The following is a 21,066-nucleotide window of genomic DNA, read 5'->3' as shown; positions in this document are numbered from 1 at the left end:
GCGAACATGAAACGACTGAAAACTGCAATTATAGGGCCGGGTAACATCGGTACTGATTTAATGTTGAAAGTGTTAGAGTGTGAGGAACTGGAACTTTGCATGATGGTCGGGATCATTGCTGAATCTGACGGGCTTCGAATGGCAAGAGAACGCGGCATCGAAACTTCTGCCGAAGGAATTCAAGCCATTCTGAAGCGGTCGGATATCGATCTGGTCTTTGATTGCACGGGTGCAAAACCGCACCTACAGCACGCACCTCTCTTGCGGGAGGCGGGAATACGGGCCATTGACTTAACGCCAGCCGCAGTTGGACCCTACGTGGTTCCGTCAGTCAATATGGATGCTCATCTGGAAAGCCCGAATATCAACCTCGTCACTTGTGGAGGACAGGCGACCATACCGATCGTAGCAGCCATCAATCAAGTGGCGGATGTAGAATATGCAGAAATTGTCGCTACCATTGCCAGCAAATCGGCAGGACCTGGCACACGTCAAAATATCGATGAATTTACACAAACGACAGCACGGGCGATCTCGCAAATCGGGGGAGCGGACCGGGCGAAGGCGCTCATCATCCTGAACCCGGCGGAACCGCCAATCATGATGCGCAATACGATCTATACCAAAGTCAAAAACCCGGATCAAAAATCGATCGAACGTGCGGTTGAAGAAATTGTCAAAGAAGTACAGACGTATGTCCCCGGTTACCGTTTGAAAGTTCCTCCGATTTTGGAAGGAGACAAAGTCACGGCGATGGTCGAGGTGGAGGGCGCGGGGGCTTATTTACCCAAGTACTCAGGAAATCTGGACATCATTACGGCAGCCGCAGTAGGCGTTGCAAAACGGATCGCCATACATGAAGAATCCCAAAGGGAGGCAATTAAAAGATGACACAGAAAATAACAATTACAGATTCGACTCTGCGCGATGGAATGCACACGGTGAGACATCAGTTTACTCCTTCCGAAATGGCTGAGATTGCAAGCGCTCTTGATCAATCCGGTGTGGATATTATTGAAATCGGCCATGGGGATGGCTTGGCAGGTTCTTCTTACCAATACGGATTCAGTTTTGCATCGGACGAAGAATATCTAAAAGCGGTCTGTCATGTCGTAAAACAGGCCAAAGTGGCAGTCTTGCTCTTACCGGGGATTGGTACCCTAAAGGATTTGCACGCGGCTGCCGAACTGGGGGCAAAAGTGGCTCGCGTAGCTACTCATGTTACAGAAGCCGATATTTCCGAGCAGCATATCAAATCCTCGAAACAATTAGGTCTGTTGACTGTTGGATTTTTGATGATGGCCCATATGGAGGGTCCGGAACGAATCGTTGAGGAAGCGAAGAAGATGGAAAGTTACGGTGCTGACGTGGTATACGTAACAGATTCTGCCGGGGCACTGTTGCCGGATGGCGTGCGTGCACGCGTGGCGGCCTTACGCGAAGCACTCAATATTCCAATCGGGTTCCATGCTCACAACAATCTCGGTGTAGCGGTTGGAAACACGCTTGCCGCTCTTGCTGAAGGAGCCACCTATGTCGACGGCAGTCTGCGCGGAATGGGGGCAGGCGCGGGCAATGCACAGACGGAGGTCATGGTTGCCGCTCTTCATAAAGCGGGATATCAGACGGGGTGTGATTTAAACCAACTGATCCATGCGGCAGAACACATTGTGGCACCTAAGATGTCGCGTCCACAGATCATTGATAGCGTAGCATTAATCCTTGGATATGCAGGAGTTTACAGCAGCTTTTTCTTACATGCAAAACGCGCCGCTGAGAAATTTGGCGTCGATCCTCTTGCCATCCTCGTGGAATTGGGCAAACGCCGTGTCGTTGGCGGCCAGGAAGATCAGATTATCGATGTGGCTTACGAATTAAGCCTCGCACGCAAAGAGAAAACGGTCGTCTAGCCGCCATTGAATGACTATTGAAAAGAATTTCACAGTACTATAATTTTGAGTTAGTAATGATTCCTGTCCAGTTTAGTTTTTACTAAGGAGCGATACGACGTGCTAGAAGCAAGACGTAAATATGAACAATTGCTTCAAAATCTTCGTCAACTTAAGCGTATCGTGGTGGCATTTTCAGGCGGTGTGGACAGCACTTTTTTGCTGAAAGCGGCGATTGAAGCGTTAGGCAGCGAATGTGTGCTAGCGGTTACGGCGAATTCAGAAACCTATCCGGAAAGGGAACTCCAGGAAGCGATCGCATTGGCAGGAGAATTAGGCAGCCTGCATCTTGTCATCGAAACCAGTGAGCTGAATATTCCGGGATATGCAGAAAACCCGACCAACCGCTGTTATTATTGCAAGCAGGAGCTTTTCAGCCATCTGATACCGATCGCCAAGGAGCGCGGCTACGATCATGTCGTGTTTGGCGCTATTGCCGATGATTTGGGAGAACATCGACCTGGATTGCAAGCCGCCATTGAGAATGGGGTTCGCGCTCCACTCCAGGAAGCGGGATTAACCAAGGCAGAAATTCGGCAGTTATCCCGCGAGATGGGGCTAAGAACTTGGGATAAACCATCGTTTGCATGTCTTTCCTCCCGCATTCCTTATGGCGAGGTCATCACTCTCGGAAAATTGACCATGATCGATCAAGCGGAACAATTCTTAATGGACTTGGGGTTCCGCCAGGTGCGTGTACGTCAGCATGACAAATTAGCCCGTATCGAGGTGTCCCCGGAAGATATACAAAAGCTGGTCGGTTTTTCCGAATTGGTCGTAGAAAAGCTGAAGAGCATCGGATACACCTACGTGTGCATCGATCTGCAGGGGTATCGATCCGGAAGCTTAAATGAAACCTTACAATCATTAGATATGGTTTCGAATCAGTAGTTGACTTGACGGTTGTGTTTGCGGATAGAAACAGAAGCACGAGAACCAAACGGCAGCATCCCGACACAATCGTCTTTTTTCTATAGGAACGGCAGCTTAGATCTCAACAAGGAGGAGGATTCGGAATGCTTCTTTCAGAGGTCGTACAAACTCCTATGTACACCGTCGATCTAAGCGTTTTGCAAAACGAATCGGAGCGGGTCATCGAAAGGATGCAAGAGCTTTCTGTCATAGAAATACCTGTGTTGAACGAGGGATACTGGGCGGGGGTGTTTCGCATGCTCCCTCAGTGCTCTTCGTCATGCAACGATAAAGGGATTTGGATTCCTGACGCTCCCTGTTTGTGCGATCAGACGGAGATAAGTGATATACATATCCCTGTCGGATATCACGTGATTGGTGTCGTGAATCAACAGAATCAGTTTGTTGGAGTGGTTCACGCGGCTGATTTGCAAAACATGATTCACCAAATGTATCGGGAAGCGTTGGAACGAAGCCGACAATTGGATGCGATCATCGATCACGCATATGACGGTATTTTTATCGCAGATGCTCTGGGATATGTGACAAGAGTGAATCCGTCCTTTTGCCGTTTGGCAGGAGTTCCCGAAGAATCTTTTGTCGGTGTTCATTTGACTGAGCTGGTGAGGAATGGAACGTTTAAGGAGCCGTCGATCACATGGAAAGCGTTGCAGGAGCGCCGAGAAGTCATAGGGGTTCAGCGATATCCTACAGGACAAGAACATCTTGTAAGCGCTGTCCCTATTATAAATGAAACGGGGAAAGTTCAAGGCGTGGTTTCAACGATTCGGGACATGACGGAGTTGTCAAAGTTGCGTGAAGAGCTCAGTATGGTGCAGTACCAAAGCCAACGTTTCCAATCGGAGCTCTCAACCCTGCGCAAACGCGTTCTCACCGATGAAATTATTGCGATTTCTCCGCAGATGAGGAAAGTGATGGAGTTAGCGGGACGAGTAGCGAATTTTGATTCTACAGTTTTGATTTTGGGAGAATCGGGGGTTGGGAAAGAGGTCGTCGCTTCTTTTATTCATAAGTCTAGTGCCCGTTCAGAAGGACCTTTTATCAAAATCAATTGTGGGGCTCTCCCGGAGGAATTGCTTGAATCGGAATTATTCGGATATGAATCGGGCGCATTCACGGGAGCGAAGAAAACCGGAAAAATCGGACTATTTGAAGCGGCAGAAGGAGGGGTGATTTTTCTTGATGAAATTGGTGAAATGTCTCCTGCGCTTCAGGTGAAAGTCCTTCGTGTTTTGCAAGAACAAGAGTTTACCCGCGTTGGTGGTATCGACCCGATCCAAGTCAATTGCAGGATCATTGCCGCCACACATCGGAATTTGCAAGAGCGGATTCAGATGGGGTTATTTCGTGAGGATCTGTATTATCGGCTGTATGTGGTTCCGATCCACATTCCGCCCTTGCGTGAAAGACGGGAAGACATTCCCGCATTAATTCAGTATTTTCTCAATAAATACAATCAAAAATATGGCACCCAAAAGATCATTCATCCTGTCGTTATACAGATCCTGCAGAACTCCCCGTGGCCCGGGAATGTGCGGCAATTATCCAATTTAATCGAACGAATGGTTGTAACCATACCTGATTCACTGATTACTCAGAACCATCTGCCGCATGATTTTCTCGACTTGCAAAACCAATCGGCAATCCCCTCCGCGAATACCTTAAAACAAATACAAAACGAAATGCACAAAGCGGATGATTTCACGAACTGTGCAAATTCGAGGGGGAGCTTAAATGCCTTTGATGAGATGGAACGCGATCTCATCATTCAATCCCTTTTGCGCTACGGTTCCATTCGGAAAGTAGGGCAAGCGCTTGGGGTGTCTCATACTACTGTCATTAAGAAAATGAAGAAGTATGGCATTGAGCGGATACGAAAAGTCTGATGATAGAAAGAAGCAGGAAGGTGAGGTGGGATCTCGTGCTTTCTCGAATGAAAAGTCATCCGTTGTTCGGTTATGGAATGATTATTATTGGTTTACACATCTTTGGTTTACTTAGCCTGTTTCTTGTCGCCAGAAACTACCCTGCATTGTTTGGAATCGGTTTTTTGGCCTATACACTTGGGCTTCGTCACGCATTTGATGCCGATCATATTGCAGCGATCGATAATACGGTTCGGAAGCTGATCCAAGACAGAAAGGAACCATCGGGAGTAGGACTCTTCTTTTCCTTAGGACATTCCACGGTGGTGTTTTTACTTACCTTATTAACAACGATTACGGTGGGGTGGGTACAGACCCAAATGCCCTATTTGAAAGAATATGGTGAACTGATTGGCACAACGGTTTCCGGATCGTTTTTACTTTTTATAGGAATAATCAACCTGCTTATTTTGGTTAATATTTGCAAGGCATTTTCGAGAATGTATCGAGGAATCTATGAAGCGAAAGAAATAGAACGATTGCTGTTATCCCGCGGTTTTTTGTCCCGTTATATCGGGCGGTTCTTTCATATCATTAGCCAGAGTTGGCATGTGTATCCGTTAGGCTTTTTATTTGGTTTGGGTTTTGATACCGCCAGCGAGATTGCTCTATTGGCTATATCGGCAGGTGCAGTCGAGAAAGGTGTACCTCTATTGGGTATCCTGTCTCTGCCGATCTTATTTGCAGCAGGTATGAGTCTGATGGATACTGCCGACGAGGTGTTTATGACCAAAGCTTATGGATGGGCTTTTCAAAATCCTTTGCGCAAAATGTATTTCAATCTCGTTGTAACCGCTCTTTCTGTGGTATCTGCGTTACTTATTGGTCTTGTCGAATTAACACAAGCACTCATTCCTCACCTGGGGTTGAAAAACGTCTCTCTGTCCTGGTTAGAGAACTTTGACGTTGGGGGGCTCGGATATTATTTAGTCCTGCTTTTTGTTGTCTCGTGGGTCTGTTCTTATGGAATGTGGAAGCTGTTACGACTCGAGGAACGCGGAGGCTCTTGATTGGTGCGGTTGAAACTGGAAACAAGAAATTGTTACGCTTTGGAATAGCTAGAATTTGTTCTACCATGAGGAGGAGACCTCTTATGAATCTTAAGGAAATACTATCCCGCGTCCGGAATGGACAATTATCCGTCGAGCAAGCAGAACAGGAGATACGTGGTTTTGAAGACTTGGGATTCGGGAAAGTGGATTATGCACGCGAGGCCAGAACGGGTTATCCGGAAGTGATTTTCGGAATGGGAAAGACACCTGAGCAGGTGCAAATTCTTTTTTCCCGCCTTTATGCAAAGCATGGCAAGGTGATGGTAACCCGAGCCAATGAAAAAATGGTCGAGCTTGTACAACAGGAAGTTCCCGAAGCGATATATGATCCCCTGTCACGTTTGTTAACAGCAGGGGGCTGGGAACGGCGGTTTGCAGGAACAGTAGCAGTTGTTTCTGCCGGGACTGCCGATCTTCCGGTTGCTGAGGAAGCAGCAAAATCCGCGGAATGGATGGGAAATCCTGTGGATCGAATCTACGATGTCGGGGTAGCAGGTATCGACCGTCTTCTCGCACAACGCGAGCGCATACAATCAGCCACTGTGATTATTGTAGTCGCCGGTATGGAAGGTGCGTTGGCGAGTGTCGTAGGTGGGTTCGTCCGCCGGCCAGTGATCGCCGTTCCAACCAGTATTGGTTACGGTGCGCATTTTTCCGGACTGACCCCTTTACTCTCCATGCTGACATCCTGTGCGTCTGGTGTCACGGTGGTCAACATTGATAACGGTTTTGGTGCTGCGGTTTCTGCTTCAATGATCCAACAGGCAATTTTGGAAACCGCGCGCGAACCACTGTATACTTTTTCCGAAATATGATTTTAGCAAATAAAAAGGTTGCTGACCCAACATTGTCAACAACCTGACGATCCCGCCAAGGGATCGTCTTTCTTATGATTACACCACAGCAAGAGCCAAAGTAACGATGTCCGCTTCCAGTCCGTCGATGACCGACCGGGATTGTTTCCCTGAGCCATCATGGGATTGTTTTATGGAAACCGATTGTCCAGTCTTTTGTTTCCAATCATCCGCAAATGCCTTATTATAGTCTTCATACAGTTCCCGATTGGGATCGTACGAAACATTCAGTAACGTGACAGTCCCGCTCGATGGGGCGGAAGTTTCCTTTGATGTTGCACCGCTATTTGCGCAACCGGCAGTGCCTATCAAGAGACTTCCTGCCAAAAAGAATAAGCTCCAGCGTTTCACGCCTTCTTTAAGATGTTTTGACCCCAATCCATGCTTCATTCTTTCTCTCTCCCTTATAAACGATTTTTAAACAAAAAAAACCCCAATACTCGCCATACCGGCAAGTAACGGGGTCCTTCGGTTGTCCGATCGGAACCATTCTCATTCATAATAAGTATTTATTATCGAGTTCATCAGTTTTACTTATGATTACGGCGCGATAAAGATGTTTGCTTCGATGGTTGCATGCGTTCAAGAGGAAAGCGTTTCTTTTCGGTGCGATCAATTTGCGTAATTTGGGATTCATGAACAGTGATTTGCAACGATCCGTATTCCAGTCCTTCTAAAGCTTTCAAAATGGTTTCGATGCGGGGATCGTTGATCCAATGAACATTTGTTTGCGACATGATTGTCACCCCTATCGGACAATGTTCTGACTTTTTGGAGGAATTTTTAACTCAGTATATTTCCGAGTAAGCCTACTTGTCAAGTAAGTTTTTATCTTTTCTTATTTGGATGACTACAAAAATAAAAGCCCCGCGGGGGCTAATGGGGAAAGGCCTTTAAAGACCACGATCTATATGATCGCCCTTCATCATTGTCTATACACCTCCATACGGGTGATGAAGGACGGAATCGTGAAGTTGCTATATCTTATTCCTCTTGCAGGAAGATGGTGCAAAATCAAGGGTTGAAAAAATATTCACTCGAACGTATAATAATTCACAACGAATACGATCAAAAGGTTCTTCGGGAACTTCATTTTATAGAGGAGGGGTTCTGGTGAAAGGATGCTTGATCCTCGAGAACAAACGCATATTTACGGGAGACATGATCGGTCATTGTGACCGCGGGTACGGAGAGGTGGTCTTTCACACAGGAATGACCGGGTATCAGGAAATCCTGACAGACCCCTCATATATGGGACAGATCGTCGTGATGACGTATCCGCTGATCGGGAATTATGGAATCAACCCGGACGATTTTGAGTCACACCGTCCATGGCTCACGGGATTTATCACGGCAGAAGCGTGCCATTCACCGAATCATTACCAATCGAAACAGACGCTCGACGCCTATTTGAAAGCGAATCGGATCATCGGGCTCTGCGGTGTCGATACACGCGCGCTCGTGCGTGAAATTCGCGCACAGGGTACGATGAAAGGATGGATTCTTCCTGGTGTCACAGAGATAGAATCGTTTGATTCGTTGGAATTTCCTGACTTGCCAACCGATCAAGTGGCGCGGGTGACAACGCCGAATATGTATGCAGCCTCTTCAGCAGGAATGTACCATGTGGTCGTTGTCGATTTTGGCGGAAAGGAAAATATCAAAAACTCCCTGGTGCGCTTGGGTTGCAAAGTGACTGTCGTACCGGCGCGCACCTCTTTTGAAACGATTCAATCCTTGCAGCCTGACGGAATCATGTTGACCAACGGACCTGGGGATCCGATGTCATGTGTTGATGTTTTGCCGACCATTCGCAAACTGGCTGAGCATTATCCTGTCTTCGGAATTTGTTTAGGACACCAGTTGTTGTCGCTCGCATTCGGCGCGAAAACAGGAAAGATGCGCTTCGGTCATCGTGGATCGAATCACCCGGTGAAAGACCTCACCACCGGAAAAGTGTGGATCACATCGCAAAATCACGGGTACGCCGTTTTAACGGAAGATTTGCCGGACGTTCTCTCCGTTACACATGTCAATGTGAACGATGGGACGATCGAAGGGATTCGCCATAAGACATTGCCCGCATTTTCGGTACAGTATCATCCGGAAGCGTGCCCGGGACCCAAAGATTCGGAATACCTGTTCAAATCCTTTATGCAGCTCATGTCGGAACGGAGGGAACAAAGCCTTGTCTACGCAACCTAATCTCAGCACCATTCTTGTGATCGGTTCAGGTCCCATCATTATCGGGCAAGCGGCCGAGTTCGATTACGCGGGGACGCAAGCGTGCAAAGCCTTGAGGGAAGAAGGATACCGCGTCATCCTGGTCAATTCCAACCCGGCGACGATCATGACCGATCAGGATATTGCGGATGTCGTCTATATGGAACCCCTCACCGTCGATGTGATCAGCCGCATCATCGAGAAGGAACGTCCACAAGGACTGTTGGCAACCTTAGGCGGGCAGACTGCACTCAACCTGGCGGTACAACTGTCGGAAAGCGGTGTGCTTGAAAAATTCGGGGTTTCGATTCTGGGAACCCCGCTCGAATCGATTAAACGTGCGGAAGATCGCCAGCTTTTTAAGGAAATGATGCAGTCGATCGGACAGCCGATTCCGGAGAGTCTCGTCGTCGAGACGCTGGAAGAAGGATTGGAGTTTGTAAAACAAATCGGCCTACCGGTCATCATCCGTCCCGCATATACGCTTGGCGGAACGGGCGGCGGCATTGCGGAAACGATGGAGCAATTTCTCGCGATTGCCACGAGAGGATTGAAACAATCGCCCATCGGGCAGATTCTTGTGGAAAAGAGCATCCGCGGTTGGAAAGAGATCGAATATGAGGTGATGCGTGATGCCAATGATACATGCATTACCATCTGTAATATGGAGAATATCGACCCTGTAGGCGTGCACACGGGCGACAGCATCGTGGTGGCACCTTCTCAAACATTGACGGACCAAGAATATCAAATGCTGCGGACCGCCGCATGTGATATCATTCGTGAACTGAAGATCGAAGGCGGGTGCAACGTGCAATTCGCTTTGCATCCAACATCCAAACAATATTACGTGATCGAAGTCAATCCGCGCGTATCCCGTTCCTCCGCCCTCGCTTCGAAGGCGACCGGCTATCCGATCGCCAAAATCGCCGCCAAGATCGCCGTGGGGCATCATCTTGATCAAATCATCAACCCTGTAACAGGAAAAACGTATGCGTCTTTTGAACCGGCGCTCGATTATGTGGTGGTAAAAGTGCCGCGTTGGCCGTTTGACAAGTTTTCCACCGCCGATCGCACATTGGGAACGCAGATGAAAGCGACGGGTGAAGTCATGGCTTTGGAACGCACGTTTGAAGCTGCATTACAAAAAGCGTTGCGTTCGCTGGAGATCGGTGCGGACGGTTTGGAGTGGAAAGCGTTGAAACAACTGTCCACCGATGAGATTTACAACTATCTTGCAGGCGAACCGGATGACAGACGGATGTTCTATCTGGCTGAAGCGTTCCGTCGCGGAATGACAGTGGAAGAAGCGTCAGAACGGACGGGGATCGATCGCTTCTTCCTTCGAAAAATTGCCGATCTCATTCACACGGAACAGGAACTGTCAAAAATCGGACTGTCCGCTCTCACACCGGAAATGATGTTGCGCGCAAAACAGCTCGGTTTCTCTGATTCGCGCATTGCCAAGCTGGTTGGTTCAGATGAGCGGACGATTCGGGAGTGGCGCGAAAGAAACGGGATCCGTCCTGCATACTTGCTCGTCGATACATGCGCCGCCGAGTTTGAATCCGCAACGCCCTACTATTATTCCACATACAGCGGTTCCGACGAAGTGCCTGCCACTAACGGTAAGAAAGCAATGGTGTTAGGTTCCGGTCCGATCCGCATCGGCCAGGGGATCGAGTTCGATTACTGTTCGGTTCATGCGATCTGGGCATTGAAGAAACAAGGATACGAAACGATTATCATGAATAACAACCCGGAAACGGTTTCTACCGATTTTGACACAGCCGATCGCTTATATTTCGAACCTTTAACAGTAGAAAACGTTCTCGACGTCATTGAAAAAGAGGGTGTTGAACAAGTATTCGTGCAATTTGGCGGCCAGACGGCAATCAATCTGGCAGGACCTTTGGCCGAATATGGAGTTCCCATAGCGGGGACATCGCTTGCAGCGATCGACCGCGCGGAGAATAGGGAAGCGTTCCGCGATTTCCTGTTGAAACAGGGGATCCCGCAATCGGAAGGCGGTACTGCGTTTGATGTCCCGGGTGCGGTTCGTGTCGCGGAACAGCTGGGCTATCCTGTGATTGTCCGTCCTTCCTATGTGATCGGAGGCCGCGCGATGGCGGTCGTGCACAATGAGCGGGAACTGGTCGAATACATGAGCCTGGCTGCGAATGTCAACCCGGATCAACCGGTGTTGATCGACCAGTACCTTTGCGGCAAAGAAGTGGAAGTTGATGCGGTCAGCGACGGAAAACACGTCTTGATTCCCGGAATTTTCGAGCATATCGAACGGGCGGGGGTGCATTCGGGAGATTCGATGGCTGTCTATCCGCCGCAAAGCTTAAGCGAAGAAGAGATCGCCACTTTGGTCGACTATACGGAACGTATCGCCAAACATCTGCCGGTCATCGGCTTGGTCAATATCCAGTTTGTGATTTATCAGGGGAATATTTACGTATTGGAAGTGAACCCGCGTGCTTCGCGGACCGTACCGATCATTTCGAAAGTAACGGGGATTCCTATGGTGGACTTGTCCATCCAGGTGCAGTGCGGCAAATCGTTGGCTGATCTGCCATACGGAACAGGACTGGCGGCGAATCGCCCCTTCGTCGTCGTAAAAGCGCCCGTCTTTTCCTTCGCCAAAATCACCGGTTTCGATATTCATCTCGGACCGGAAATGAAGTCGACAGGGGAAGTGCTGGGGATTGGAGACGATTATCCTGCGGCTTTGCGGAACGCATTCGAGGGAGCAGGTATAACACTTGCAAACGGCGGAATCCTCTGTGCGATCGCCGATCGCGAGAAAGAAGAAGCGTTACCGCTGCTCAAGCGGTTTGCCGATCTCGGTATTACGTTGTACGCGACCCCCAATACAGCCGAAGCGTTGCGGAACGCAAATGTCATGAACGTGGTACCGATCGAAAAGGATCGGGATAAGATAGAAAGTTTGCTGAAATCGGGTGCGATCCGCTTCGTATTGAATATTCCGACTCGCGGTCAAGATCCTGACCGTATCGGTTTCATGATTCGCCGTTTCTCGGTGGAAATGCGCATTCCTTGTTTAACATCGTTGGATACGGCGGGGGCGTTTCTCCTGGCATGGGAAGCGAAACGGGAGGCAACCCCGCACGCGTTTGTCGGTTAAAGATTTCCAAATTGGATGACGGAGGGAGACATATGCCGAAAGCGATGCCTGTGATCAATGATTGGCAGATTCAACGCTTAAAGGGCCGGGATTTTATCGATTTCAAAGATTTTTCGGTGGAGGAACTTGAATATCTCTTATCTTTATCGATGACCGTAAAGAAAAAGTTTAAAGCCGGAGAACTCTATCAACCGCTGCGAGGAAAAACATTAGGGATGATCTTCACGAAAGCGTCCACGCGTACACGTGTTTCGTTTGAAGTCGGCATGTACCAACTGGGAGGTCATGCGCTTTTCCTTTCGGGAAGCGATACGCAGATCGGCCGCGGCGAGCCGATCGCCGATACCGCCCAAGTGCTTTCCCGCTATGTCGATGGCATCATGATTCGCACGTTTGCTCACGAAGATGTCTTGGAATTGGCGAAATATGCTTCGGTTCCCGTCATCAACGCATTGACCGATCTGCATCATCCTTGCCAGGTGCTCGCCGATATCCTGACATTGCATGAACATAAGCAAACGTTAAGAGGTTTAACGGTCGCTTATGTCGGCGACGGAAACAATATGGCGCACTCTTGGCTGATGGCTGCGCCGAAATTCGGACTGAACATTCGCGTAGCGAGTCCGAAAGGTTACACTTGTGATGCGGGTATCGTAGCCGAAGCCAAAGAGTGGGCGAAACAATTGGGGACGGAAATGATCATCACGGAAGACCCTGTCGAGGCTGTACAACAAGCGGACGTCATTTATACCGATGTATGGGCTTCGATGGGGCAAGAAGCGGAGCAACAGGAACGCCTGCGAGCGTTTCAGGGTTACCAAGTGAATGAGGAACTTTGCAAACACGCCAAACCTGATTACCTGTTTATGCATTGTCTGCCCGCGCACCGTGGCGAAGAAGTCGCGGCGGAAATCATCGATGGCCCACATTCGGTTGTTTTTGACGAAGCGGAAAACCGCTTGCATGTTCAAAAAGCGATTCTCGTTGCGACGATGGCATGATCGTTAACAATCCAGCGTGCAGACCCATGTATCTTCGGTACTTTTGCCTACACGCTGATACCGGCGCGCAGAAGTGCCGGTTTATTTAAAATAATGGTGATGTTTTGGCAAGCCCATTGTAATCTCGCTGTATTCCGAAAATATACCTGCGAACTCCCTCGGCTGCTTCAACAACGAGGGAGTTTGTCTGTAGTTCGAAGAAATCTGTATTCTTACGGATGGCTCTCCTTGAAGATTCAACGACTAGACAAGCCGCTTGTACATACTATGCTTCCGCGATGGAGTAACCAACTTCATCTGGAGATCGACTCATATTAAGCGTTCTTTCAGTTATTATTAAGCAGCCATTCAGGTCGTCGGATTATTATTGGTTTGAATGAGACCAATGTATAAAGAGGGGAGTCCAGAACATGTCCATCCTAAAAGGTCGTAAGCTTAAAATAGCCCTGATTATCGTTTTACTCCTATCAGTTGGAATAAGCTTCTATTCCCTATGGAACTACCGGGGCGAATCTTCCTCCATAAGCACGAGTAGACCGCAACAAACTTTCAAGCCGGGAGAAAGATTTGCGCAGCATGGAGGCAACCATTCTCCGGGAAGAGAAATGTCCCCCAAACATGATCTTACCCTTGACGCAAAAGCAGGTTCCCCTTGGAGAAACAACGTTGATAATAACAAGGGCGGTATGCATTCTTTTGGTGGAAACCGGTTCGACAGATCTGCATCATCTTCCCCGTATGCGGTGCCTCTTGCCGTGTACACCGTACTGTTTTTCGGCGTATCGGCCGCCGCGTATTCTATGGTTATCTGCAAAAACGCGCGGATCCAAGAGAAGAAAAAGTCGACGCTGATATGGATGCTGCTTGGAGCAGGCCTATTTTTGCGGATCGCCGCTGCTCCGTGGATACCTGGGCATCCTTTTGACATCAATTTGTTCAAAAGCTGGGCCATTTCTGCAGCCAACAATCTTACAGGATTTTATTCGATCAGCTCCAGTGATTACCCACCCTTTTACATATATATCCTGTACATGGTCGGAAAACTTGCGTCAGTCTCCACGATGAGTCATTACTTTACACTGCTTATCAAACTTCCTTCAATTCTCGCGGATGTGGCGACCGCCTATCTGCTTTACAAGGTGGCACGTAAGTACGTTTCCTTTGAGATGAGCTTAATGATTGCAGCCTTCTATACATTTAACCCGGCAATTTTTATCAACTCTACATTTTGGGGACAGGTCGATTCCTTTTTCACTTTGATCGTCGTAGCTGCGATACATCTCCTTTCGCAAAACAGGATGGGCTGGTCGACGGTTCTCTTGGCGGCAGCTGTGCTGATGAAGCCTCAGGGAATTATCTATCTCCCTGTGCTCATGTTCGAGTTGTTCAGGGTAAAGCGTTTGAAATCATGGTTTATTGTGGCAGTTTCCGGATGGGTCACCGCGTTGCTCATCGTTGCGCCCTTCTCTTTTGGTCAGGATCCTATGTGGCTATTCAAGCTCTATTCACGCACATTGAATGAGTATCCGTATGCTTCAGTCAATGCTTTCAACTTCTTCAGTCTTCTTGGGGCGAACTACAAACAGGATACATCGAAGTTGTTACTATTCAGTTATCATACTTGGGGAATGTTATTTATTGTAATCGTGACCCTTTTTTCGTGGTGGATGTACAGAAAAGGCCGCAACGGAAAGTTCGCTTCGGTTGCAGCGCTTGTGCAGATTGCAGGTGTATTTACCTTTTCTTCCAGCATGCACGAAAGGTACTTGTTTCCAGCGGCTGCTCTCGCTTTATTGGCGTATACCTACCTGCAAGACAAGAGGCTGCTATGGTTATCGGCCGGATTCAGTTTAACGATATTTATAAACACGTACTCCATTTTCTACAATTCCGTTAATGGCGGAGCACCCTACAATTTTACGCTGTTTATGACTTCACTCTTAAATGTCCTTCTGTGTGTGTTTCTTGCTAAAGTTGTATGGGATCATTGCTTCCTGAAAGTCAGACATGGCGGGGTGCAAGATTGTGCTGTTGATTAGGAATCATGAGATACAAACAAAAGGCGTGAGAGATTTTTGTTTTCATAGTAAACAAGCAACATGCAGACCTTGAACCTTGGGGACTTTGTCCACATGCTGAGACTGTTGGATGTACCAGCAGTCTTTTTTTATAGTTCGGCCTCCGTCCAAGCGGCATGTGAGGTTACTTCGTATGATCATCGGTATCCAAATCTTGCAGGTTCTTTTCATCTTTTGAGCGGAAGTTAAAAACCGTTGGGAACAGTCGATGGAAGTCCAGTATCACATAGGCTAATAATGCGGCAATAATGGAGGGTACATATAAACCGGAAGAAATCATCAAGCCAATGGACGATGCTACCCACATTCCTGCAGCCGTAGTGAGACCTCTAATGCCTTCGTTTGATTTCATGATCGTTCCGGCTCCAATGAAACCTATTCCAGTAACCACTTGCGCCGCTATTCTGCCAGGGTCGTGTGTCGATCCTATGGTCGGAAACCCGTAAATGGAAGCTAATCCGAATATGCAGGAACCCAAGCAGACAAGTGAATACGTACGAAAACCGGCTGTTTTAATTTTATGATCAAATTGATAGTATCGCTCTCTTTCAAGCCCCATAATTGCTCCCACAACAAAAGCAAACAGCAATCGAAATAAGATCACGAAATCGTCATAGTATGTGTGGAAAAGCCAATCCAAATCATTCACCCCAGTTAGAATCTTATAAACACCTCTTTGTGTGCAATGACTTGAAATTGAACGAATAAACCTCATAGGAATATCCGCACACGACTTCAAAATGGTTCCCTTTATTTTGTTTTAGTGTACTATAAAAATGTACGTAATTCGAGATGAACAAATATGTCTGACAATCAACCTCGACGACGTTGTGTCAGCAACCTTTTGATGTGGCGCACCCAACCACAAGAATGGCATGACATTCCGTTTGTTGCGTGATCTCCCCTTGTATCCTACAATAAGTGGGCGTAAAGATTCATGAGATAGGAGGATGGAAGGATGACCAGCGATAAAAACAAACCTGTGTTTCATACATATGAAGAAGTGGAACAAGCGGTCATGGATAAAGTCAATGAACGCATCATCAAGGGACGTTTTATGACCGGACTCCTGAACGGGGTGTATTCTGAGGAGCAGATTCGGGAATTCGCCTTGATCTACAGTTATTACAGCCGCAGTTTTCCGCGCGTCCTGGGGGCTGCCGTCGCTGCTGTAGAGCCGATTGACAAATGGTGGGTGCCGCTTGTCGATAACCTCTGGGATGAAGGGGGCCGTGGAAATCCGAAGGCATATCATTCGAAACTGTATCGTACCTTTTTGGAATCGGCTGCCCCTGATGTGTTCATCAGTGATGAGCATATTCCCGATTATCCGGTAGCACCGCCAGCGAAACGCGCGGTTGATACGTTTATTCGCTTCCTGCAAAATGCGACACCGTTAGAGGCGATGGCTGCTGTTGGGTTAGGTTCGGAGTTGTTTGCGGGGGAAGTCATGGGGCTTATAGGCAAAGGTCTGCAACATCCAAATTATAACAAGACGAGAAAGTTGAATGTGACATTCTGGTTGGTGCATGCCGATACACATGAACCTCGCCACTATCAGCTTTGTAAAGATATTTTGGTGGAATACAAAGATCCCGCGGATTTGCAGCGGATCTATCAGGCGGGCGTGTATATCGCCATGTCGGAAGCGGAGTTCTACGAAGGTATCTATGAACGCATGATGGCTGTCGCGGAAGGGCAAAGGATCTAACCTCTGATGGTCGCGGCGTGTACAGGAGGAAAATCGAGAGCCATTCTCTGTAATACGACAAGAGAATATATCATCCAATCCATACTCGAATTTCATCCGAGATTCTTGTTGTAACAGCTTCAAGCAACAGTTGTCAAGAACAGCGGATCCGCATATAATTGTATGTACAATTTCATAGCTCCATCGCTGAATTCCGAAAGGAAACGGGGGAACCATCTTTTTGGGGTGAATCCAGTCGTCTGATTGGTAGGACAATCTCTTAAGTCCGAACCCGGCAGCTAACTTCGTAAGCGTTTAAGAGAGGAGTGATGAGCGATGATTCGTAAATTCTTGTACCGTACCCCCCGTAGGTATCCCCTTCGGGGGTTTTATTTACCGGATCTGATTGAAGATGGCTGGTACGGGTTTGACGAACCGGATGATTTACAACATTCGCCTGACGAATACGAATGGAACAAGAAGGAAGTTGAACTTCACGATTATTTGAAAAATCAACAAATCCAACACAGGCTTTCCCAGTTAACCAGAAATAACCGGTCTACTTGCAAACGTATGGATGAAACATCCGGTGAAAACATGACTTCATGATCTGTTCAATAATCAAAATATTATATGTATAAGGACTTGTGTAGAAAATTAACGAAAAGGAGGCGGAGACTCATGGAACAGATCTTGTTTGATCATGAAGAAACGACCCGTACCCGCCATGTAGGGTTCATTAAAGGCGGAAGACGATTTGATTTCACCTTGACGTATTCGCAACATTTTCTCGGCAAGACGATTGTGACTTGCCTTCAGACGGGACGAAGCGCGTTATTGGACATACATGATATCCATATTCCGGATATCCTTTCATCCAAGTTCGGTTTGAATGATGAAGAAGCGCGCCATTTGGCAGGTTTCTTGGAAACACCTTTAAGCGATCGGATGATACACACACAGTACTGAAATCTCTTTCGATGTTGAACCCGGAAGATTCCGGGTTTCTTTTTTTCCTGTCTCGCGATTCAGCCATTTCCTTGTTGAGCAGAGAAAGGCGGGAAAGACAGTAAACGTATATGTCCGAGACTCGGACATGACCCACGGATTCGCCCGCTCCTTTTCATTACCAACCCATACGAACATCACGATGGAGATTTTTAATGGGGTACTCCATGTGTTTCGAAAGTTTTGGTATGGTTCGCCCGTTCGCGCTGTAGGAATGGGGGTAACCAACTTAGTTGATGACAGTGTGATGCAATTGGATCTCTTTTCGGACAAGGTAAGAAAACGGGAGCTAGGCTATACAATGGACAAAATCCGTGCCAAGTATGGTGCTACTTCTCTTATGCGTTGTGCCTCTTTAACGAAAGCCGGCATTCTTCCGGAAAGAGCTTCGAAAATTGGTGGGCACTATGCATAAAAAGACATGAACGCAATCACGCGTCATGTCTTTTCTTAAGAGGTTAAATATCAGCAAAAATATGGTACCAATCTTCATTAACACAAACAAGAGGTGATCTTTGTGACTCGCCGTGCAATGCTTACGGAACGTGGAAATAAACTTTGGGAAGGTTCTCGCATGATCTTGCCGGAGCATCGGGCGGCAATTGCAGAGTATGAATATAAACAACGTTTATTGACAAAGCCAACCCTCGATAGCGATAAATTAGAAGAGATGAGCCGAAAGTTGTCGGAAGCCTTGCAGGATGAGAAACGAATCACCATTCACGTCTTTCATCCAGAAGGAATTGAACGGGTACATGTACTTCCGAAGAAAATTGATATTTCGACGCGGATACTTGTCGGACTCAGTACGTTGGGAGAACGGACTATTCGGATCAAGCTAGATGACATCATTGATATTGAACACTAAAGAATGACTCGATCAGCGTTGTAGATACAATCCATGCGATTCATTTACTAATATTTTCAAATAACTTCTTTATAAGGAAATAAAGTATATATCCCCCATAACTGATAAATAGGTTTTTCATTATTTCAAGATAATTTAGGTTTTTATTTACAAAATAAGAAACCAGTATAAAAGTAAATGCAAAAATAACAAAATTTAACAAGTTATTTATTATTGTTTTCATATGCTCCTCCATTTATATAACTTATCGAAATATATGGCGAGCATGACTTTAAGTCAGCCTCGCCATATATCTATTTAATTCAATAGTGAATATTCAATCAACATAAGGTAAAACTTCTGCAGTATAGGAATAAAACTTAGAGCCTATAAATGAATCTCCCATATAATACATATCCAAACAACTATAATAACAAGATGTATATCTAGTCACCCAACGATAGTCAACATATGATTGAATCGTAATATCACCTTTTATTACTTTATCTGAAAAATATCCAGTAACTGCAGCAGCTATGAATGAAGCAGCACTTTTAGGAAGACCATATTTACTTTGTAAAAAGTTGGTGGCTACACCGACACCAGTGGAGATTGCCGAAGTAATAATATATTTTGGAATCACATAGGTAGTTGAAAAGCTCCCATCCCAATTTTGAGTACCACCATCAACAGAATTTGGTTTTACTTGAACATTTCCTTGATTTAATTTGACCTTAGAGTTTGTAGCGGCGAAAGAGGGAGTCGCACTTGTAATCGCAATAGCAGTTATGAGAGAACCAATTAAGAATCGTTTTTTCATTCCATATCCTCCTTATAATTACTTTATACCAATATATTTCATCATTAGTATTAAATATCCTGTTAAAATTTTGTAAATATTCGATTTTATATAATTAATGTAATGTCTATACATTAAGAATGACAAAATATTCCTCATAGAGGATGGCCCAAACTTCTTTTACCTAGCGCATAAGATCAGCTGTTAAGCTCTATCGGTGCAAGCTCGACTTCCTTTCCCCAACCATTTCGCTTATATTGGAGATACTGGAGGGAATATCATGGCGAACAAAACCATTGAAAAAGAAACGTCTAAAAAAGGCACAAAGCAACAACAGATCAACGTGCAAGATAAAATTCTGAATGATCTTCGTACTTCCAAATAGAAACTTTCGTTGGGAAATAGAAAGGGGGGTGAGCAGGTGGAACTGCCGCTGGATATGACCTTGTTGTGGCTGACTTTTGTCGTATCTACTTTCCTGATCCGTTATCTCGTAGGTTCCGTCTGGAAGAATACACATTCCACTTACCTTTGCTCCGAAACGGTTCGGGACGGCAAACAGGTCGTGTTACACGTTTTTCCGATCCAGAGAAAGAGGAGAATGTATGTAAGACGCAAACAACCTCAGGAACGGGTATCCACCGATGAAGACGACCATTCTTCCTTGTATTTTTCAATAGAACCGGATCATACAAGGAGGAAGAAGTATGCATGTGTGGATTCAACCGATCGTGTCCGTATTGTCACTCTTGCTCACCTTCTTTTACCATATCGTGAAAGATTGGGGAATCGCGATTATTCTCTTGACCCTTTCTGTTCGTTGTCTTCTCTTCCCTCTCAGTTTGCGTGTGGCGAGACAACAAGTTAAACAAGCGAAGATCCAAGAAGAAATCAAGCAACTTCGTGAACGGTATGCACAAGACCCAAACAAACTGATGCAGGAAACGATGAAACTCTATCAGGGAAGAGGCTTGAAGCCGTTCTCCATGTTTACTACGTTCTTGATCCAGACACCGATTTTCATGGGGATGTATTCACTGTTTTTGACACACGGGGCGGCGATGTCATCTGTTCTGATTCCTTGGGTGATTTCATTTTCACAGAACGATGCATGGCATATCCTTCCTGTTCTTTCGGGAGCTATTACATTCGTGACGAATCTGATCCCGTTAACGAGTGATTTTTTCGTAGCAACGCCGATGAACAAGCGCATAACGATGTCGCTTATGATCGTTCCCGTGTTTTTGTTCTTCATGTGGAAAGCTCCGGTCGCCCTATGCCTTTACTGGGTGACAGGTTCTTTTTGGGCCCTCATGGAACGCGGGTTCTATCGCACGCGAAAGGGGAAAGGCCTGTTGAATGGCACTGAGGGAAAGCGACTCATCGCTTCAAAAAGTCATATGTAAAAAACGTTAACTGCTGAAAAAAGCTCCTTTGGAATCGAACGATTCTAGGGAGCTTTTTCATCGCTTCAAAGACTTTGATGGAATGAAAGAAGAGTGAGACTGAAAGTAATTTTCTGAAATAATTCTGTCAAGCGGGGGGCTTAATAC

19 protein-coding genes, 1 pseudogene and 1 riboswitch are annotated in these 21,066 nt (G+C 46.6%); of the genes and pseudogenes, 16 read left to right on the top strand and 4 right to left on the bottom strand.

Translation table 11 applies throughout. The features are described 5' to 3' along the window. The first annotated feature begins 6 nt into the window (after positions 1-6). The 6 genes from DNHGIG_RS04825 to larB all read left to right on the top strand — a co-directional run bounded on the left by DNHGIG_RS04825 (position 7) and on the right by larB (position 6,674). The gene (locus DNHGIG_RS04825) at positions 7-891 is read left to right on the top strand and encodes an acetaldehyde dehydrogenase (acetylating) (RefSeq protein ID WP_282198600.1); all 885 of its coding nucleotides are present in this window, start codon (positions 7-9) and stop codon (positions 889-891) included. Further along, positions 888-1,910, top strand: coding sequence for a 4-hydroxy-2-oxovalerate aldolase (gene dmpG / locus DNHGIG_RS04820; protein WP_282198599.1), 1,023 nt, complete (start codon positions 888-890; stop codon positions 1,908-1,910). Before DNHGIG_RS04825 ends, dmpG begins: the two co-directional genes overlap by 4 nt. A 99-nt stretch (positions 1,911-2,009) precedes the next feature. Continuing rightward, positions 2,010-2,840 carry an ATP-dependent sacrificial sulfur transferase LarE gene (gene larE, locus DNHGIG_RS04815; RefSeq protein ID WP_282198598.1) on the top strand — a complete coding sequence of 277 codons (831 nt, stop codon included), beginning with the start codon at positions 2,010-2,012 and terminating at the stop codon, positions 2,838-2,840. A gap of 125 nt (positions 2,841-2,965) precedes the next feature. Further along, the gene (locus DNHGIG_RS04810; protein WP_282198597.1) at positions 2,966-4,768 is read left to right on the top strand and encodes a sigma-54 interaction domain-containing protein; all 1,803 of its coding nucleotides are present in this window, start codon (positions 2,966-2,968) and stop codon (positions 4,766-4,768) included. 47 nt (positions 4,769-4,815) lie between these two features. Beyond that, entirely contained in the window at positions 4,816-5,817 is a 1,002-nt protein-coding gene (locus DNHGIG_RS04805) for a HoxN/HupN/NixA family nickel/cobalt transporter (protein WP_282201356.1), read from the top strand. An 83-nt stretch (positions 5,818-5,900) separates the two neighbouring features. Beyond that, positions 5,901-6,674: a nickel pincer cofactor biosynthesis protein LarB gene (gene larB / locus DNHGIG_RS04800; RefSeq protein ID WP_282198596.1), complete on the top strand. Its 774-nt coding sequence runs from the start codon at positions 5,901-5,903 to the stop codon at positions 6,672-6,674. 87 nt (positions 6,675-6,761) lie between these two features. Here larB and DNHGIG_RS04795 read toward each other — a convergent pair. Then, positions 6,762-7,103, bottom strand: a pseudogene (locus DNHGIG_RS04795) (sulfate transporter subunit); the annotation flags it as partial. A gap of 140 nt (positions 7,104-7,243) precedes the next feature. Continuing rightward, positions 7,244-7,450, bottom strand: a complete 207-nt coding sequence (locus tag DNHGIG_RS04790) for a YezD family protein (RefSeq protein WP_282198595.1) — start codon at positions 7,448-7,450, stop codon at positions 7,244-7,246. A gap of 376 nt (positions 7,451-7,826) precedes the next feature. On the opposite strand from DNHGIG_RS04790, the gene DNHGIG_RS04785 reads away from it, so the two are divergent. The 4 genes from DNHGIG_RS04785 to DNHGIG_RS04770 all read left to right on the top strand — a co-directional run bounded on the left by DNHGIG_RS04785 (position 7,827) and on the right by DNHGIG_RS04770 (position 15,130). Beyond that, positions 7,827-8,918, top strand: coding sequence for a carbamoyl phosphate synthase small subunit (locus DNHGIG_RS04785; RefSeq protein ID WP_282198594.1), 1,092 nt, complete (start codon positions 7,827-7,829; stop codon positions 8,916-8,918). Next, positions 8,902-12,090, top strand: coding sequence for a carbamoyl-phosphate synthase (glutamine-hydrolyzing) large subunit (gene carB / locus DNHGIG_RS04780; protein ID WP_282198593.1), 3,189 nt, complete (start codon positions 8,902-8,904; stop codon positions 12,088-12,090). Before DNHGIG_RS04785 ends, carB begins: the two co-directional genes overlap by 17 nt. A gap of 32 nt (positions 12,091-12,122) precedes the next feature. Further along, positions 12,123-13,091: an ornithine carbamoyltransferase gene (gene argF, locus DNHGIG_RS04775; RefSeq protein ID WP_282198592.1), complete on the top strand. Its 969-nt coding sequence runs from the start codon at positions 12,123-12,125 to the stop codon at positions 13,089-13,091. A gap of 410 nt (positions 13,092-13,501) precedes the next feature. Next, positions 13,502-15,130 carry a glycosyltransferase 87 family protein gene (locus DNHGIG_RS04770; protein WP_282198591.1) on the top strand — a complete coding sequence of 543 codons (1,629 nt, stop codon included), beginning with the start codon at positions 13,502-13,504 and terminating at the stop codon, positions 15,128-15,130. Positions 15,131-15,293: 163 nt separating this feature from the next. On the opposite strand, the gene DNHGIG_RS04765 is transcribed toward DNHGIG_RS04770, so the two are convergent. Next, complete coding sequence (locus tag DNHGIG_RS04765) at positions 15,294-15,809, bottom strand: MgtC/SapB family protein (RefSeq protein ID WP_282198590.1); 516 nt, start codon at positions 15,807-15,809, stop codon at positions 15,294-15,296. Between the two features lie 318 nt (positions 15,810-16,127). Here DNHGIG_RS04765 and DNHGIG_RS04760 point away from each other — a divergent pair, with 318 nt between their 5' ends. The 5 genes from DNHGIG_RS04760 to DNHGIG_RS04740 all read left to right on the top strand — a co-directional run bounded on the left by DNHGIG_RS04760 (position 16,128) and on the right by DNHGIG_RS04740 (position 18,735). Further along, the gene (locus DNHGIG_RS04760; protein WP_282198589.1) at positions 16,128-16,880 is read left to right on the top strand and encodes an iron-containing redox enzyme family protein; all 753 of its coding nucleotides are present in this window, start codon (positions 16,128-16,130) and stop codon (positions 16,878-16,880) included. A gap of 174 nt (positions 16,881-17,054) precedes the next feature. Then, positions 17,055-17,188, top strand: a riboswitch (cyclic di-AMP (ydaO/yuaA leader). 7 nt (positions 17,189-17,195) lie between these two features. Further along, positions 17,196-17,468, top strand: coding sequence for a hypothetical protein (locus tag DNHGIG_RS04755; protein ID WP_282198588.1), 273 nt, complete (start codon positions 17,196-17,198; stop codon positions 17,466-17,468). A gap of 72 nt (positions 17,469-17,540) precedes the next feature. Beyond that, the gene (locus DNHGIG_RS04750; RefSeq protein ID WP_282198587.1) at positions 17,541-17,828 is read left to right on the top strand and encodes a DUF3055 domain-containing protein; all 288 of its coding nucleotides are present in this window, start codon (positions 17,541-17,543) and stop codon (positions 17,826-17,828) included. Position 17,829: 1 nt separating this feature from the next. Then, complete coding sequence (locus DNHGIG_RS04745; protein ID WP_282201355.1) at positions 17,830-18,282, top strand: DinB/UmuC family translesion DNA polymerase; 453 nt, start codon at positions 17,830-17,832, stop codon at positions 18,280-18,282. A 102-nt stretch (positions 18,283-18,384) separates the two neighbouring features. Further along, positions 18,385-18,735 carry a YolD-like family protein gene (locus DNHGIG_RS04740; protein ID WP_282198586.1) on the top strand — a complete coding sequence of 117 codons (351 nt, stop codon included), beginning with the start codon at positions 18,385-18,387 and terminating at the stop codon, positions 18,733-18,735. A 316-nt stretch (positions 18,736-19,051) separates the two neighbouring features. Here the strand turns inward: DNHGIG_RS04740 and DNHGIG_RS04735 are convergent, their stop codons facing one another. Beyond that, a complete protein-coding gene (locus tag DNHGIG_RS04735; RefSeq protein ID WP_282198585.1) occupies positions 19,052-19,534 on the bottom strand; it encodes a hypothetical protein in 483 nt (160 codons plus the stop codon). Positions 19,535-20,220: 686 nt separating this feature from the next. On the opposite strand from DNHGIG_RS04735, the gene DNHGIG_RS04730 reads away from it, so the two are divergent. After that, positions 20,221-20,919 (top strand): YidC/Oxa1 family membrane protein insertase, encoded by a 699-nt coding sequence (locus DNHGIG_RS04730; protein WP_282198584.1) that lies wholly within the window; start codon positions 20,221-20,223, stop codon positions 20,917-20,919. Positions 20,920-21,066: the final 147 nt, after the last annotated feature.

The sequence above is a fragment of the Collibacillus ludicampi genome, from assembly GCF_023705585.1.
GTDB classification, from domain to species: Bacteria; Bacillota; Bacilli; order Tumebacillales; family BOQE01; genus Collibacillus; species Collibacillus ludicampi.
Note: the sequence above shows the minus strand (reverse complement) of the source record. Positions and strands in the feature narration are given on the sequence as shown.

What these genes read in the sequence shown, in the direction of transcription:
- DNHGIG_RS04770 (WP_282198591.1), top strand. Translation starts at nt 13,502, where the DNA reads ATGTCCATCCTAAAAGGTCGTAAGCTTAAAATAGCCCTGATTATCGTT.
- DNHGIG_RS04790 (WP_282198595.1), bottom strand. Translation starts at nt 7,450, where the DNA reads ATGTCGCAAACAAATGTTCATTGGATCAACGATCCCCGCATCGAAACC.
- DNHGIG_RS04730 (WP_282198584.1), top strand. Translation starts at nt 20,221, where the DNA reads ATGCATGTGTGGATTCAACCGATCGTGTCCGTATTGTCACTCTTGCTC.
- argF (WP_282198592.1), top strand. Translation starts at nt 12,123, where the DNA reads ATGCCGAAAGCGATGCCTGTGATCAATGATTGGCAGATTCAACGCTTA.
- dmpG (WP_282198599.1), top strand. Translation starts at nt 888, where the DNA reads ATGACACAGAAAATAACAATTACAGATTCGACTCTGCGCGATGGAATG.
- DNHGIG_RS04805 (WP_282201356.1), top strand. Translation starts at nt 4,816, where the DNA reads ATGAAAAGTCATCCGTTGTTCGGTTATGGAATGATTATTATTGGTTTA.
- DNHGIG_RS04750 (WP_282198587.1), top strand. Translation starts at nt 17,541, where the DNA reads ATGGAACAGATCTTGTTTGATCATGAAGAAACGACCCGTACCCGCCAT.
- DNHGIG_RS04755 (WP_282198588.1), top strand. Translation starts at nt 17,196, where the DNA reads ATGATTCGTAAATTCTTGTACCGTACCCCCCGTAGGTATCCCCTTCGG.
- DNHGIG_RS04760 (WP_282198589.1), top strand. Translation starts at nt 16,128, where the DNA reads ATGACCAGCGATAAAAACAAACCTGTGTTTCATACATATGAAGAAGTG.
- DNHGIG_RS04735 (WP_282198585.1), bottom strand. Translation starts at nt 19,534, where the DNA reads ATGAAAAAACGATTCTTAATTGGTTCTCTCATAACTGCTATTGCGATT.
- DNHGIG_RS04810 (WP_282198597.1), top strand. Translation starts at nt 2,966, where the DNA reads ATGCTTCTTTCAGAGGTCGTACAAACTCCTATGTACACCGTCGATCTA.
- DNHGIG_RS04825 (WP_282198600.1), top strand. Translation starts at nt 7, where the DNA reads ATGAAACGACTGAAAACTGCAATTATAGGGCCGGGTAACATCGGTACT.
- larB (WP_282198596.1), top strand. Translation starts at nt 5,901, where the DNA reads ATGAATCTTAAGGAAATACTATCCCGCGTCCGGAATGGACAATTATCC.